The organism is Microbispora sp. H13382 (assembly GCF_014161445.1).
In the GTDB taxonomy this organism is placed as follows: domain Bacteria; phylum Actinomycetota; class Actinomycetes; order Streptosporangiales; family Streptosporangiaceae; genus Microbispora.
This window is the reverse complement of sequence record NZ_JABBXA010000016.1, coordinates 34,187-48,902: the sequence shown is the minus strand read 5'-3', so window position 1 is coordinate 48,902 and position 14,716 is coordinate 34,187. Positions and strand designations below refer to the sequence as shown.

Genomic DNA, 14,716 nt, shown 5'->3' with positions numbered 1-14,716 from the left:
AGCCGTGCTGCATCTGCGGGTCATCGCCCCGTTCCAGCGGACCGGCCAGGTCGTCGAGGTCTTCGACCGCACGCCGGGCGTCACCAACGTCGTGCTCCTCCGCGGGGCGGCGAGGCGGCCGGAGGGCGACGTCGTGCTCGCCGACGTCGCCAGGGAGGCCGCCGACGCGGTCATCGACGAGCTCAAGGCGCTCGGCCTGGAACGGGACGGCTCGATCACGGCCGAGGACATCGAGCTGTCCATCTCCCGAGGCGCCGCCGAGGCGGAGGAGCAGGCCCCCGGAGAGGGCGACGACGCCGTGGTGTGGGACCAATTCGAGCAGCGGGTGGCCCTCGACAGCCGCATCACCTGGGCGTTCCTGGCGTTCCTCGTCATCGCCACGCAGATCGCCGCGATCGGCGTGCTGATCCCGTCGCAGATCCTGATCGTCGGCGCGATGGTCCTCGGGCCGGAGTTCGGCGCGGTGGCCGCCGTCTCCTTCGGCCTGCTGCGCCGCCGGTGGCGACTCGTCGGGACGGCCTCCCGCGCGCTCGCGACCGGCTTCGCGTCCGCGGTCGCCGTCACCCTGGCCTGCGCCCTCGTCGCGCGCGGCCTCGGCTGGATCTCCCCCGACACCCTGCGGCACCACGACGAGGTGCGCTTCATCGTGACGCCCGACCGGTGGTCGTTCATCGTGGCGCTGCTCGCCGGCGCCGCGGGCGTGCTGTCGATCACGGCGGGCAAGTCCTCCGCGCTGGTGGGCGTCTTCATCTCCGTCACGACCGTCCCGGCGGCCGGCTACATGGCCGTTGCCCTGGCGCTCTCACGCTGGGACGAGGTCGGCGGCTCGGCGCTGCAGCTCCTCGTCAACATCACGGGCATGGTCGTCGCCGGCGCGCTGACGCTGTTCCTCCAGCGCTCCCTGTGGAACCGGTACGCCGGAGGTGGGGGACGGACGTGACAGGCATACCTGAGACGTAGACGGGTTCCTCCATCAGGCGGAGGTCCGGCGCTCGCCTGCCCAGTAGGGTCGGATCATGACTGCGAGCGCGACCCCATGCTTCGCGACCGAGGGGCTGACCAAGCGCTTCCCCCGCGTCACGGCGCTCGACGACCTCACGGTCGCGGGCGGCACCGGCGTGACCGGCCTGGTGGGCGCCAACGGCGCGGGCAAGTCGACGCTGATCAAGATTCTGCTCGGCCTGCTCTCCCCGAACTCGGGGAGTGCCTCGGTGCTCGGCCTCGACACGGCCACGCAGGGCTTCGAGATCCGGCGGGCCGTCGGCTACATGCCCGAACACGACTGCCTGCCCCCGGACATGTCCGCCACCGAGTTCGTGGTGCACATGGCCCAGATGTCCGGGCTGCCGCGCACGGCCGCCCGTGAGCGTGCCGCCGACACCCTGCGCCACGTCGGGCTGGACGAGGAGCGCTACCGCCCGATGGGCAGCTACTCCACGGGCATGCGGCAGCGGGTCAAACTCGCCCAAGCCCTCGTCCACGACCCGAAGCTGGTCTTCCTGGACGAACCCACCAACGGGCTCGATCCGCAGGGCCGCGACGAGATGCTCGCGCTGATCCGGCGCATCGGCACCGAGTTCGGCATCAACGTGCTGGTCACCTCCCACCTTCTCGGCGAGCTGGAGCGGGTGTGCGACCACGTCATCGTCATCGACGGCGGGCGGCTGCTGCGCTCGTCGGCGATCCGGGAGTTCACCCGGGCCGAGCAGACCATCGCGGTGGAGGTCGAGGAGGGGCAGCAGCGGCTGGCCGAACGCCTCACCGCCGGCGGCGAGACGGTCGCGGCGCAGGGCAGGCTGCTGACGGTCCAGGTGGCCGCGGACGACCCCGGCCGCACCTACGACGCCGTACGCGACGCCGTCTGCGACCTCGGCCTCAGCCTCCTGCGGCTGGAACAGCGCCGGGGCCGCATCGAGGACGTCTTCAAGGAGCCGGTGGCATGACGACAGAGCCGACCGCGGTCATCCACGACATCGGATACCGCCACTACGACGGCGTACGGCTGGGGCGCGGCCGGGCGACGCTCGCCCTCGGCGTGCAGAGCCTGCGCGGCGTGTTCGGGCTCGGCCGCACGACCCGCGCCAAGATCATGCCGCTGCTGCTGGTCGCGATCATGCTGATGCCGACGGTCGTGTCGATCGGCGTGATGGCGCTCGCCAAGCAGTACGTCATGCCCTATCCGGGATACGCGATCTTCATGCAGGCGGTGATCGCGGTCTTCCTCGCCGCGCAGTCGCCGTACCTGGTCGCGCCGGATCTGCGCTTCCGCGTGCTGCCGCTGTACCTGTCCCGCCCGCTGACCGTCACCGACTACGTCCTGGCGAAGCTGACCGCGCTGGCGATCGCGCTGTTCGGCCTGCTGGCCGTGCCGCTCACCATCCAGTTCGTCGGCGAACTGCTGGTGGACCTGCCCGGACCGCCGCACACCGGCGACTACCTGGGCGCGCTGGGCGGCGCCGTGCTCTTCGCGCTGCTGCTGTCCACCGTGAGCATCGCCCTGGCGTCGTTCACCCCGCGCCGCGGGCTCGGCGTCGCGGTGGTGATCGCGTTCTTCATGTTCACCGCAGCCGTCTCCACCACCTTCTTCGCCGTGCTGTCGGTGTCCGGCCGCGACTCCGTCGCGCCGTGGGCGCTGCTCCTCAACCCGTTCTTCCTCGTCGACAGCGTCCAGTCGGCGCTGTTCGGCACCGCACCGGCCACCGGCGAGGGCTATCCGTCGGGCATCGCGTCGTGCGCGATCCTGCTGGCCGTGATCGCCCTGGCCGTGACGGGCGTACTCCTCCGTTACCGGAAGGCGGCGTCGTGACCACCACAAGCTCTCCCGTGGCCACCCGGCAGGGCGTACTCGAACTCGCCCAGGTGTCCCGCTGGTACGGCAACGTCGTCGCGGTCAACGACGTCACGATGACGATCGGGCCCGGCGTCACCGGCCTGCTCGGGCCGAACGGCGCGGGTAAGTCGACGTTGCTGCACATGATGGCCGGGTTCCTCGCGCCGTCCAGCGGCACGGCGACCCTCGACGGCCGGCAGATCTGGCACAACCACGAGATCTACCGGCAGATCGGCCTGGTCCCCGAGAAGGAGGCCGTGTACGGCTTCCTCACCGGATGGCAGTTCGTGCTCTCGTCCGCCCGGCTGCACGGTCTGCCCTCGCCCGCCGACGCGGCCCGCAGGGCCCTCGACCTGGTGGAGATGACGGACGCCTCCGGCCGTCGCATCGAGACGTACTCGAAGGGCATGCGGCAGCGTGTGAAGGTCGCCGCCGCCCTCGTCCACGACCCCCAGGTGCTGCTCCTGGACGAGCCGTTCAACGGCATGGACCCCCGGCAGCGGCTCCACCTCATGGACCTCGTCCGCCGCATGGGCGAGGACGGCCGGACCATCCTGTTCAGCTCGCACATCCTCGAAGAGGTCGAGCGGGTGGCCCACCACATCGAGGTCCTGGTCGCCGGGCGGCACGCGGCGTCCGGGGACTACCGCGAGATCCGGCGGCGCATGGCCGACCGGCCGCACCTGTTCCGGGTCAGGTCGAGCGACGACCGGCGCCTGGCCGCCGCCCTCATCTCCGACCCCGCCTCCAGTGCGGTCACCCTGGCCGAGCAGGGCGTCGAGGTGCAGGTGACCGACCATGCGCGCTTCACCGCGCTCCTGCCCCGGATCGCGCGCGACCTCGGCGTGCGTCTGTGGCAGGTCTCCCCCACCGACGAGGACCTGGAAAGCGTCTTCTCCTATCTGATCTCCGGAGGCGCGCGATGAACACGGTGGTGGCGGACATCACCTACCGGGCCATGCTCGGACGCAAGCGGATCTGGCTGCTGATCCTGCTGCCGGTCGCGCTGGTCGCGCTCGCCGCGCTGCTGAGACTGATCAATGGCCACGACGAGCAGACCGCCGTGACCCTGATGAAGAGCTTCGCGATCGGCACGATGCTGCCGCTCCTCGGGCTGATCGCCGGGACGGGCGTGATCGCCCCGGAGATCGAGGACGGCACGATCATCCACCTGCTGTCCAAGCCGATCTCCCGGCCGGTGATCGCGGTGACGAAGTTCGTGGTCGCCGCCTCCCTCGTCGCGGTGTTCGCGGCCGTCTCGACCTTCGCCGCCGCCTATCTCCTGACCGGCTCGGAGTCGGGCGTCGCGACCGGCTTCACCCTCGGGGCGCTGTTCGGCGGCATCGCGTACGCCGCGGTGTTCCTGCTGCTGGGTGTGCTCACCCGCCACGCGGTCGCGGTCGGCGTCATCTACGCCCTCCTGTGGGAGGGCGTGGTCGGCGGCTACGTGCCCGGCGCGCGGAAGTTCTCCATCCAGCAGTGGGCCCAGTCGCTCGCCGACCAGATCTCCTCCTCGCCGTTCTTCTCCAGCGAGGTCACACTCGGCTTCGCCGTACCGGCGGTGGTCCTCGTCACGGTCGGCGCCGTCGTCTGGACCGGCCAGCGCCTGCGCTCCCTGTCCCTCACCGGCGACGACTAGCTCCCGTTCGTGAAATCCGGGCGCAGCACTCGGGCGAGCCAGTCGGTGCGCGTCCGGCGAGCCGTGGCCGAGATCCGCGCCTGCGGATACAGGGCGTCGAATCCGTGGCAGCCGCCCGCCCAGACGTGCAGCTCCGCCTGGCCGCCGGCCGCCCAGATGCGGGTGGCGCAGTCGGCGTCCTCGTCGCGGAAGACCTCGGCGGAGCCGGTGTCGATGTAGGTGGCCGGCAGGCCCGACAGGTCGTCCGCCAGCGCGGGCGAGACGTACGGGGGCACCTCGTCGCCGGTGAGGTCGCCGAGGACGCAGCGCCATCCGAACCCGTTCATCTCGCGGGTCCAGACGCCGGGGCCGCCCGAGAACTGGCGGCTCGACGTGCTGGTGTTGCGGTGGTCGAGCATCGGGCAGATCAGCATCTGCGCGGCGATCGGCGGGGCGCCGCGGTCTCGGGCCAGCAACGTGACGCCGGCGGCGAGGCCGCCGCCCGCACTGGCGCCCGCGACGACGATCCTGGCGGGATCGATGCCCAGTTCGGCGCAGTGCTCGGCGATCCAGAGCAGGCCCTGGTAGCAGTCGTCGACCAGGGCGGTCCCGGTGGCCTCCGGTGCGAGCCGATACTCCACGGAGACCACGACCGCGCCGAACCGGTCGAGCCACTCAAGCGGGATGTCGATCTGCGAGAAGCGGTCGCCCATGACCATTCCGCCCCTGTGCATCCAGTAGACGCAGGGCGCGGCGACGGCGTCCGCGGGCTTGAAGATCGACATGGGGATGGGGGTGCCGTCCGCGGCGGGCACGATGACCTCGTGCCGGTCGACCTGCCGGTGTGCGAGGAGGGGCTCGACTGGTGTCGACGGGAGCCGGCGCAGTTGCGCGAGCACTTCCTGGTCGAGCTGGGACATGAGAGGCATGCCGGCCAGCAGCTCACGCAGTCCGGGGTCCAGGCCGGGGCGTGCCGGGGTCATGGTCACTGCCTTTCGTAGAGGGAGGGAGGGTCGCTGAGCGATCGGCGGGGTCAGAACGCGGCCTTGCCGCGCACCGGGACGTGGTCGGCGTACTCGGACTCCTTGGCCAGCAGTCCGCCGATCCGCGCCACGATGTCCTGGGCGGCCTCGCCGGCGAAGATCCGGTGGTGGTCCTCCTCGCTGGTCCAGCCCTCGATGACATGGACGACGTCGGGATCGGACGCGGAACGCGAGACCAGGTAGACGACGCAGTGCTCGCTCGCACCGGGGCTCCCCTCGTCCAGGCCGGTCAGCAGCACGTCGACCAGCCGGTCGCCCATTCCGGGCCTGGCGGTCAGGGTGGCGGCGAATCCGTAGTTGACGGTCATGGATTCCCAACGGCGCCGGGCAGTACCTGGTCGCCTCGGTCGGCCTGCCGGTCACCGGGCAGTTCACCCAGGCGGATCCCGAGCGGCCGGCGCTGGGCTTCGGTCTCGTCCTGGAACCGCCCGCCGTCGCCGAGTTGCTGCTGCGGGCCGCACCCGGGAGACACTCCCCCCACCGGTGGAGGCGCGGCGCCGGGGATCGTCGTCAGCGACGCTCCGGTTGCTCTGCTCGACGCGGTGGTCCGGCTACTGCGCCTGCTCGACGAGCCCCGCGACCGGGCCGTGCTGGCCCCGCTGGTCAAGCGCGAGATCCTGTGGCGCCTGATCACCGGCGAGCAGGGTGCGACGGTTCGCCAGCTCGGCCTCGCCGACAGCGGCCTCAGCCATGTCTCCCGGGCCGTGCGCTGGATCCGCGAGCACTACGCGCAGCCCTTCCGGGTCGAGGACCTGGCGCGGCTGTCCGGCATGAGCTGTCCGCCTTCTACCGCAACTTCCACGCGGTGACCGCGACGAGCCCCATCCGGTTCCAGAAGCAGATCCGGCTGCAGGAGGCCCGGCTGCTGCTCGCCACCCACCCGGGCGACGTCACCGGAGTCGGCCACCGCGTCGGCTATGACAACCCGTCACAGTTCAGCCGGGAGTACCGCCGCCAGTTCGGCGCACCTCCAAGCCAGGACGCCGCGCGCCTGCGCCGGAGCGTCCGCGACCCCGCAGACGTCCTTCCCTGAGCCTGGAGCGGAACACGGCGGCCGCCGGGGGGCGGCCGCCGTCATGAGGTGTGTCAGAAGGGGCAGGTGCTGCGGTACTCCTCGACGGCCAGGCTCCTGCCGGGGCCGGGGCACAGGAAGCGGTCGTAGCGGATGTCGTCGTCGACGAACCGCTTCATCCAGGCCACGGCGTACTTGCCGATGGTGGTGTTGGTCGTGTTCGGCGCGAAGTGGGTGGCGCCGTTCAGCTCCAGGTACGCCTTGTCGAGCGACGAGGGCAGGCTGGTGTAGAAGGGCACGGAGTGCGAGGCGACCGGCGCGACGGTGTCGGCCTCGGCGCCGATGATCAGCGTGGGCGTCCGGACGTCCGACCAGGTCTTGTCGAGGTTCCACGGGGTCAGCGGGACCGCGGCCCGCAGGGACGGCCGGTCGTCGACGGCCTCTAGCGTGCCGCCGCCGCCCATCGAGTGGCCCATGACGCCGAGCCTGGTCGCGTCCACCCGGCCGCGGACCGAGCTGCGCTGGGTCAGGTAGTCGAGCGCGGCCAGCAGTTGCCGGCCGCGGCTGTCGGGCTGGTCGAGCCGCGTCAGCGTGTCGATGTTGAACACCACGAAGCCGTGCGAGGCGAGCCGGGCGGCCAGCCAGGCGAGGCTGGACTTGTCGGCCGTGTAGCCGGGGGCGATGGCCACGCCGCCGAACGTCCCCTCGGACGTGGTGGTCGGGTAGTAGATGGTTCCGCCGCCGAAGCCGCTCACGGACAACGACGACACGTCGGTCTGCGCGGTCGCGTACGGCCCGCGCGACGCCTCGAGGAGCGCGTCCGTCGGGTCCGGGCCGTGTACGGCGGCGTGGGCGGCGGGAGCGGTGAGCAGACCGCCGGCCAGCGCGAGCAGCACGACGAGCGCCAGCGTCGTGACCATGGAGGACGTCCGGTGCGGGAATGGGGTTGGGGGGTGTGTCGGCACGTGGGTGCACTCCTTGGGGGGTAGGAGTGGGAACGGCACGCGGGCCGGTTCCCGCGAACGGTCTGACCTGCCGTCACTGTCGCGCCGTCAGGCCCGTGCGCGCATCGGTGAAATCACCGGTCCCCGCCGACCACGGGCCCCGACGCACCACTGGTCCAGAAGGCGCTCACCAGAAGCCGGTTCTGGAGGTCAGGGCCGGTAGCCGCTCTTGTCCGCCTCGGTGATCGTGCGCAGCACCCGGGCGGGGGAGCCGACGGCGATGACGCCGGAGGGGATCGGGCGGGTGACCACGCTGCCGGAACCGATGATCGAGTTGTCGCCGATCGTCACGCCCTGGTTGATGGTGACGTCGCCGCCGATCCAGACGTGATCTCCGATCGTCACCGGCTTGGCGTAGCAGGCGCCGGCCGCGCGTTCCGCGGCGTCGATGGCGTGGTTGCTGGTGTAGATGCCGACGCGGGGACCGAAGAGCACGTGGTGGCCGATGGTGATGCCCCCGCCGTCGAGCATGACGCAGTCGAAGTTGGCGTAGAAGTGGTCACCGATGCTGATGTTGAAACCGAACTCGCAGCGGAATGTCGGCTCGAAGTGGCAGTCCTGTCCGACCTGGCGCAGCAGGCGGCGCAGGATCGCCTCACGGTCGTGCTGCGGCTGCCCGAAACTGTTGTTGTATTCGGTGGTCAGCAGCACGGCGCGCCGGCGTGCCTCGATGAGTTCGTCGGTGAGGTCGTTGTACATCCGGCCCGAGAGAATATGCGCGCGCTGGGCGTCAAGCGTCACTGCGTGATCCTTGCTCATCGTCGGTAGGCCCTGGGACACCCGGTCCCGGGGGCGGGCGTTGGGAAGAACTGGATATCACGGGTTCCAACGGCCGGTTCACGACAGCAGGCGGGCCAGTTCGACCCGGGAGCGCACGCCGAGCCTGGCGAAGATGTTCCTCAGGTGGTGCTCCACCGTGCGCGGGCTGATGAACAGCCGGGCCGCCACCTCCCGGTTCGTCGCGCCCTCCGCCACCAGGGTGGCGATCTGGAACTGCTGAGCCGTGAGCAGCCGGCCGGCCTCCGAACGAGATCCCGTGGGCCGCACCGACTCCCCCGCCGCCCGCAGCTCCGCACGGGCGTGCGCGCTCCACAGGCGGGCGCCGTACCGTTCGAACGTCTCCAGCGCGCCGTGCAGGTGTTCACGGGCGGCGCCCGGGCGGCGCGACCGCCGGAGCATGCCGCCGTACAACAGCCTCGTGCGCGCGGTCTCGAACGCGCACGACCCCTGCCGGTGCAGTTCCAGCGCCTGGGCGAAACGCTCCCCGGCCTCGTCCGGGGGCGCCAGCAGCGCGTGGCATCGGGCCGCCAGCGCCAGCCGGTCGGGGTCGCGGGTGCTGTCCACCCAGCGTTCCAGCACGACCAGCGCGTCCCGCGCCTGCGCGACGTCCCCCGTCCGCACGGCGCTCTCGACGAGCAACGGCGTCGCCATCACCCGTACGACGAGGGGGTCTCCCGTGCGGGCCACCGCGCGCAGGCGGTTCACGGCGTCGGCGTGGCGGTTGGCCGCGACGTCCAGATGGGCCAGCGCGAGCGTGCCGAGCGCCTCGGCCACGCTGACGCCGTGGGCGGCGGCCAGTTCGACGGCGCGCGCCGCCCGCAGGGCGCACGTCTCCTCGTCGCCCTCGACGGCGGCGGTGAAGGCGAGCCAGGCCAGGTGCTGCGCGCCGCTGACGGCACGGCCCGTCTCCTGCGCCAGGCGCAGGCCGTCCATGGCGTTGGCCGCCACCGCGTCGTAACGGCCCATCCACTGCTGGGCCTGGATGAGGATCTCCAGCATCTGCGGCATGCGGGCGACCGCGCCGTGGGCACGCGCGAGCTCGACCGCCCGGGAGGTCAGGGTGAGCGCGGCGGCGCCGTTGCCGAGCAGGAGGTTCGCCACGCCGCCCCACACGAGCGCCGAGGGACTGCCGGCCGAGGGCGGCGCCATCACCCCGGTGGCGACGCGGCGCAGGAAGGCGGTCGCCTCCCGATGCCTGCCGCGGAACGTCGCGGCCATGCCCCCGAGATACTCCAGCGCCATGCGCGTGACGTGGTCGTCGTCGGGCCGCCGCAGCGTCTCGGCCCGCCGGGCGATCGTCAGGAACCGCCGGTTGTCCCCCGCCAGGTAACTCGCCTCACCCGCCCGGACCAGCGCGCGTACGGCCTGCTCGCGGTCCGTGCGCAGCAGCCGCTCCGCGGCGGCGAGCAGCGTGTCGCAGGCGCTGTCGGTCTTGCCCGCCCGCAGCTCCAGGCTGCCCCTGAGCAGCTCGGCCCGGCCGTGCACGTCGGCGCCGGCCGCGAGCGTGTCGATCCTGGACAGCAGCGACCTCGCCCGCTGCGGCTGACCCGCCTGCCAGGCGTGCTGGGCGGCGGCCGCCAGCCGTGCGGCCTTGGCCTCGCCGTGCCCGGTGAGCTCGGCCGCCCGTTCGAGGACGCGGAACGGTTCCGGGAAGGCCGCCGACGTCGCCTTCGGCGCCTCCGCCAGTGCCCGTACGAGCTCCTCGGCAAGCTCCCGCGCGGAACCGTCGAGGGCGGCGGCGCGGTGCCACGCCCGCCGCAGCCGCCGGCGCTCCCCACCGATGGCACCGCCGGAAACATCGCCGGAAGCATCGTCGAGAAGGCCCGCGAGCAGGCGGTGGGCGGCCCGCCGCCGGGCGAGGGACGCCTCGGCGTAGGCCACGTGGCGCAGGAGCGGGTCGGCGAGGTCGAAGCCGCCGTCCGGCCATTCGACCACGACGCCCGCGGCCTCCGCCGCCTCCAGGGCCGCCAGCCCGGACCGCGCGTCCGCCGCCCGCGTCAACGTGACCGCGTCGATGCCGGGATCGGCCGCGATCAGCAGGACGAGGTCGACGGTGTCGGCGGGCAGGCCGCGGAGCCGGTCGGCGTACGCCCGCCACAGGCGGCCGCCGCGCGGCGGCGTCTCGGGCGGCGGCGCCGCGCCCTTGCGGTGCGCGTCGGTCAGCGCGCCGGCGAGTTCCACCAGCGCGAGCGGGTTGCCCCGGGCCGCCCGGACCAGTGCCGTACGCAGGTCTCCCGGCAGGCCTTCGGGGACGAGATCGTCGAGCACCTGCCGCGACGCCCTCTCGTCGAGCGGGGCGAGCGGCAGCGGCGGCAGGTCACCGGGGGCGGCGCCGGGCTGCGCGGAGGACAGCAGCACGGCGACGGGGATCGTCCCCACCCGGCGGGCCACGAAGCAGATCGCCTCCCGGCTTGGGGCGTCGAGCCACTGGAGGTCGTCGGCGCACACCAGCACCGGGCGCCCGGCGGCCTGCAGGAGCCGCAGCAGCGCGGCCGGCAGCGCCAGGCCGCCCGCGGCCGCGCCGGTCCGCAGCGCCTCGGCGAGCACCCGCGTATCGGCCGCCGGCGTGTCCAGCCGGCCGGCGATCGGCCGGAGCAGCGCGTGCAGCCCGGCGTACGGCAGGTGGGTCTCACCTGCGACGCCCTGGGTGCGGAGCACGAGGAACCCCGGCTCGCCGGGGGTGCCGGTGGCCGCGTGCGCCGCGGCGAGGTCGAGCAGCGCGGTCTTTCCCGCACCCGGTCCGCCGAGGAGGAGCAGGCATCCGCCCGCACCGGTTCGGGCCCGGTCCGTCAGTGCCCGCAGCGCGTCCGATTCCCTTTCACGGCCTCTTAACGCATCCGACCGAACACCGGTCAAACAAGACATGCACCAGTGTTACGCCCACATTGCGCAATTGAGAAGGGCTTCCAATAAGGAACCCCGCCGGGCACGCGCCCGGCGGGGTCCTCAGGAGTCGTGACGCGTGCGGCGTCAGACGCAGACCGTGCGGACGACCTCCGCGAGGCGGTCCGCCACGGCCCTGGCCTGGTCGTGCGACTCGGCCTCGACCATGACCCGGATCATGGGCTCGGTTCCGCTCGGCCGGATCAGCACGCGGCCGGTCTCCCCGAGCTCCGCCTCGGCCTCGGCCACCGCCGCCCGCAGTGCGGGCGCGGACGCCTTCGACTTCGCCACGTCCCGGACGTTGACGAGCACCTGCGGCAGCTTCGTCATCACCGAGGCGAGGTCGGCGAGGGAGCGGCCCTGCCGGGCCACCTCGGCCATCAGGTGCAGCGAGGTGAGCAGGCCGTCCCCGGTCGTGGCGTGATCCAGCATGATCACGTGACCGGACTGCTCGCCGCCCAGGTTGTAGCCGCCGTCCTGCATCGCCTCCAGGACGTACCGGTCGCCGACCGCGGTCTCCACCACGGACAGGCCGGCCTCCCGCATGGCGATCTTGAACCCCAGGTTGGACATGACCGTCGCCACGACCGTGTCCTTGGCGAGGCGTCCGTCGGCCTGCATCGACAGGGCCAGGATCGCCATGATCTGGTCGCCGTCGACCTCCTCGCCCGTACCCGTGACCGCGAGGCAGCGGTCGGCGTCGCCGTCGTAGGCGATGCCCAGGTCGGCGCCGCGCGCGACGACGGCCTCCCGCAGGGGCGTCAGGTGGGTCGAGCCCACCCCGTCGTTGATGTTCAACCCGTCCGGGGCGGCGCCGATGGTCTCCACGGTCGCGCCGGCGCGCAGCAGCGCCTCCGGGGCGACCATGTGCGCGGCACCGTGCGCGCAGTCGATGACGACGCGCAACCCGTCGAGGCCGTGGGGCAGGGTGGTCAGCAGGTGTGCGACGTACCGGTCGGCCTCGCCGTACGCCTCCCGGACCCGGCCGACGGACGCGCCCACCGGGCGGTCCCACTTCTCCCCGAGCCGTTGCTCGATCTCGTTCTCCACCGCGTCGGGCAGCTTGTAGCCGCCGCGGGTGAAGAACTTGATGCCGTTGTCCGGCGCGGGGTTGTGCGACGCGGAGAGCATGACGCCGAGGTCGGCGCCCAGCGCGTTGGTCAGGTACGCGACCGCCGGGGTGGGCAGCACGCCGAGCCGCAGGACGTCCACGCCTGACGACGCGAGGCCGGCGACCACGGCGGCCTCCAGGAATTCACCTGAAGCCCGCGGGTCCCGGCCTACGACGGCGATCGGGCGGCCGCGCCGCCCGACGCTGGCGTGGAACGCCCCGGCATCGCCGAGCACGTGCGCGGCGGCCACGGACAGGTCCATGGCCAGCTCCGCGGTGAGGTCGCGCCCGGCGACCCCACGTACCCCGTCGGTGCCGAAGAGGCGCCCCCGTGAGGAGGCGCCTACGGGCTCCCCCGACATTAACGCTTGCTGTACTGAGGAGCCTTGCGGGCCTTCTTGAGGCCGTACTTCTTCCGCTCCGTGGCGCGGGCGTCACGGGTGAGGAAGCCGGCCTTCTTCAGCGGCGGGCGGTTGACCTCGGCGTCCAGCGCGGCGAGCGCGCGGGACAGGCCCATGCGCAGCGCGCCGGCCTGGCCGGTCACGCCGCCGCCGTCGATGCGGGCGATGACGTCGAACGCGTCCTCGGCACCGAGCACGACGAACGGCTCGTTGATCAGCTGCTGGTGGACCTTGTTCGGGAAGTAGCTGTCCAGCGAGCGGCCGTTGATCGTCCACTTGCCGGTGCCCGGCACGATGCGGACCCGGGCGATGGCCTCCTTGCGGCGGCCGGTGCCGTACGAGTTGCCCGTGGTGACGGGCTTGCGGACGGCGCCGTCGCCGGCGGGGGCCGACTCGGTGGTGTACTCGGAGGGGAACTCCTCCGCGGTGTAGTCTTCCGGCTCGCCCTCGACGAGCGTCTCGATACCGGTGGGCTCGGCCACGGTTCTCCTCTTAACTTTCCTGGCTCGCGATTACTGGGCGATCTGGGTGATCTGGAAGGGCACCGGCTGCTGGGCCTGGTGCGGGTGCTCGCCACCGGCGTACACCTTGAGCTTCTTGGCCATCTTCCGGCCGAGAGCGTTCTTGGGAAGCATGCCCCGGACGGCCTTCTCCACGGCCCGGTCCGGACGCTTCTCCATGAGCTCGCCGTAGGAGACGGCGCGCAGACCGCCGGGGTAACCCGAGTGGCGGTACGCCTTCTTCTGCTCGAGCTTGTTGCCGCTCAGGGCGATCTTGTCGGCGTTGATGACGATGACGAAGTCACCCGTGTCGACATGCGGGGCGAAGATCGGCTTGTGCTTCCCGCGGAGCAGGGTCGCCACCTGGCTGGCCAGCCGGCCGAGCACGACGTCGGTCGCGTCGATGACGTACCACTGACGTTCGACGTCGTTGGGCTTCGGTGAGAACGTGCGCACGGCAGTGCCTTCTGTCGGAAATGTGAACTCTCGGTAGGTTGCGCAGGCACGGCGACAACCTCCGTCTCCACATGTACGGGAGAAGGCGCCGGACGCGCCGTGCACCGGTCTGCGGACAGACCGATCCACACACAACGAACTAGCAGACTACCGACCCGATGCCGTCCGGTCAAAACAGCGAGAGGGGGGCCTGATTGGAACGACACATTTGAACGTTCATCAAATCCATACCCAAACGCCCCTTCATCCCCATGGCGAGGATCCCTATATTTGACTGCGGTATGTGGCAGACCCCTCACAAAAATCACACCTTCCGTGGCCCCCTGCGGGGGACTCAGATGGGTCTGCTGGCGTGCGCCGTGGCCATTCTGCTCACCGGCGTCGTAATCGGCCGGATGAGCGCCGGGTCGGGCGAGGTCGACGAGGTTTATCTCCGTAAGTCGGAGCCGTCCCTGTCGCCCCGCGCGAGCGCGCCGGGCGCGGTGCCGCGCGACCGGCCCACCCTCGACCACGTCCTGCGCACCGTGGCTCCGGTCACCCCCCGGGAGGTGCCGCAGCAAAGGCCCCGCAAGGAACAGCCGCCCTCCACGGTGATCGACGGCTCCGGCGGCGGCTCGCCGTACAGCGTCCTCACCCCCGGGGCGGACGGAGGCGGCGGCGCGTACGACGCCGACGCGATGCGGGCCGCCTCGATGGAGGCCGAGGTCGTGCGCCTGGTCAACGCCGAGCGCCGCAAGCACGGCTGCCGTCCCCTGCGTGTGGACCCCCGCCTCGTGGAGTCCGCCCGCGCGCACTCGGCGGAGATGGCGTCGAGCGGCCTGTTCCGGCACAGCTCGCCCGGCGGCGCAACGCCATGGGACCGCATGGGCGCGGCGGGCTACTCCCAGGGCGGAGCCGAAACGATCGCGAGGGGCTACCAGACCGCCGCGGCGGTCGTACGCGGCTGGATGGCCGGGCGGAGCGACCGCGCCACGCTGCTCGACTGCCGCCTGGTCGCGACCGGGGTCGGCGTGAGCACGGGGGACGGCGGCCCGTGGTGGACCGAGGACTTCGGGTATTCCTGACCCTTCGTCGTCTG

16 protein-coding genes and 1 pseudogene are annotated in these 14,716 nt (G+C 72.1%); 9 read left to right on the top strand and 8 right to left on the bottom strand.

All coding sequences use genetic code 11. The features are described from left to right. Positions 1–4 precede the first annotated feature (4 nt). From HHX41_RS27405 to HHX41_RS27385, 5 genes are all read left to right on the top strand, one after another. Positions 5–940 carry a DUF389 domain-containing protein gene (locus HHX41_RS27405; protein ID WP_169985205.1) on the top strand — a complete coding sequence of 312 codons (936 nt, stop codon included), beginning with the start codon at positions 5–7 and terminating at the stop codon, positions 938–940. Between the two features lie 76 nt (positions 941–1,016). Further along, complete coding sequence (locus tag HHX41_RS27400) at positions 1,017–1,943, top strand: ABC transporter ATP-binding protein (protein WP_182908276.1); 927 nt, start codon at positions 1,017–1,019, stop codon at positions 1,941–1,943. Then, positions 1,940–2,806 carry an ABC transporter permease gene (locus HHX41_RS27395; protein ID WP_169985203.1) on the top strand — a complete coding sequence of 289 codons (867 nt, stop codon included), beginning with the start codon at positions 1,940–1,942 and terminating at the stop codon, positions 2,804–2,806. Before HHX41_RS27400 ends, HHX41_RS27395 begins: the two co-directional genes overlap by 4 nt. Then, complete coding sequence (locus HHX41_RS27390) at positions 2,803–3,756, top strand: ABC transporter ATP-binding protein (RefSeq protein ID WP_310742199.1); 954 nt, start codon at positions 2,803–2,805, stop codon at positions 3,754–3,756. Before HHX41_RS27395 ends, HHX41_RS27390 begins: the two co-directional genes overlap by 4 nt. After that, a complete protein-coding gene (locus HHX41_RS27385) occupies positions 3,753–4,469 on the top strand; it encodes an ABC transporter permease (protein WP_169985202.1) in 717 nt (238 codons plus the stop codon). Before HHX41_RS27390 ends, HHX41_RS27385 begins: the two co-directional genes overlap by 4 nt. Here HHX41_RS27385 and HHX41_RS27380 read toward each other — a convergent pair. Together HHX41_RS27380 and HHX41_RS27375 are read right to left on the bottom strand one after the other, a co-directional pair. Then, positions 4,466–5,431 carry an alpha/beta hydrolase gene (locus HHX41_RS27380; protein ID WP_182908275.1) on the bottom strand — a complete coding sequence of 322 codons (966 nt, stop codon included), beginning with the start codon at positions 5,429–5,431 and terminating at the stop codon, positions 4,466–4,468. The genes HHX41_RS27385 and HHX41_RS27380 overlap by 4 nt on opposite strands. 50 nt (positions 5,432–5,481) lie before the next feature. Then, positions 5,482–5,799: a putative quinol monooxygenase gene (locus HHX41_RS27375; RefSeq protein ID WP_182908274.1), complete on the bottom strand. Its 318-nt coding sequence runs from the start codon at positions 5,797–5,799 to the stop codon at positions 5,482–5,484. Positions 5,800–5,801: 2 nt separating this feature from the next. Between HHX41_RS27375 and HHX41_RS42395 the strand changes: the two are divergent. The 3 genes and pseudogenes from HHX41_RS42395 to HHX41_RS39840 all read left to right on the top strand — a co-directional run. Beyond that, positions 5,802–5,948: pseudogene (locus HHX41_RS42395) on the top strand (AraC family transcriptional regulator N-terminal domain-containing protein); the annotation flags it as partial. Between the two features lie 85 nt (positions 5,949–6,033). Beyond that, positions 6,034–6,300, top strand: a complete 267-nt coding sequence (locus HHX41_RS39845) for an AraC family transcriptional regulator N-terminal domain-containing protein (protein WP_220504467.1) — start codon at positions 6,034–6,036, stop codon at positions 6,298–6,300. Further along, positions 6,297–6,524, top strand: a complete 228-nt coding sequence (locus HHX41_RS39840; protein WP_220504466.1) for a helix-turn-helix domain-containing protein — start codon at positions 6,297–6,299, stop codon at positions 6,522–6,524. Before HHX41_RS39845 ends, HHX41_RS39840 begins: the two co-directional genes overlap by 4 nt. A 53-nt stretch (positions 6,525–6,577) precedes the next feature. On the opposite strand, the gene HHX41_RS27365 is transcribed toward HHX41_RS39840, so the two are convergent. From HHX41_RS27365 to rplM, 6 genes are all read right to left on the bottom strand, one after another. Beyond that, positions 6,578–7,423: an alpha/beta hydrolase gene (locus HHX41_RS27365; RefSeq protein ID WP_169985197.1), complete on the bottom strand. Its 846-nt coding sequence runs from the start codon at positions 7,421–7,423 to the stop codon at positions 6,578–6,580. 234 nt (positions 7,424–7,657) lie between these two features. After that, the gene (locus HHX41_RS27360; protein ID WP_182908273.1) at positions 7,658–8,248 is read right to left on the bottom strand and encodes a sugar O-acetyltransferase; all 591 of its coding nucleotides are present in this window, start codon (positions 8,246–8,248) and stop codon (positions 7,658–7,660) included. A gap of 96 nt (positions 8,249–8,344) precedes the next feature. Beyond that, positions 8,345–11,143 carry a LuxR family transcriptional regulator gene (locus HHX41_RS27355; protein WP_259401352.1) on the bottom strand — a complete coding sequence of 933 codons (2,799 nt, stop codon included), beginning with the start codon at positions 11,141–11,143 and terminating at the stop codon, positions 8,345–8,347. Positions 11,144–11,257: 114 nt separating this feature from the next. Continuing rightward, complete coding sequence (gene glmM, locus HHX41_RS27350) at positions 11,258–12,643, bottom strand: phosphoglucosamine mutase (protein WP_182908271.1); 1,386 nt, start codon at positions 12,641–12,643, stop codon at positions 11,258–11,260. Beyond that, positions 12,643–13,164 carry a 30S ribosomal protein S9 gene (gene rpsI, locus HHX41_RS27345; protein WP_169985190.1) on the bottom strand — a complete coding sequence of 174 codons (522 nt, stop codon included), beginning with the start codon at positions 13,162–13,164 and terminating at the stop codon, positions 12,643–12,645. Before rpsI ends, glmM begins: the two co-directional genes overlap by 1 nt. 30 nt (positions 13,165–13,194) lie before the next feature. Then, a complete protein-coding gene (rplM, locus tag HHX41_RS27340; RefSeq protein WP_030508353.1) occupies positions 13,195–13,638 on the bottom strand; it encodes a 50S ribosomal protein L13 in 444 nt (147 codons plus the stop codon). Between the two features lie 338 nt (positions 13,639–13,976). On the opposite strand from rplM, the gene HHX41_RS27335 reads away from it, so the two are divergent. After that, the gene (locus HHX41_RS27335; protein ID WP_182908270.1) at positions 13,977–14,702 is read left to right on the top strand and encodes a CAP domain-containing protein; all 726 of its coding nucleotides are present in this window, start codon (positions 13,977–13,979) and stop codon (positions 14,700–14,702) included. Positions 14,703–14,716 lie beyond the last annotated feature (14 nt).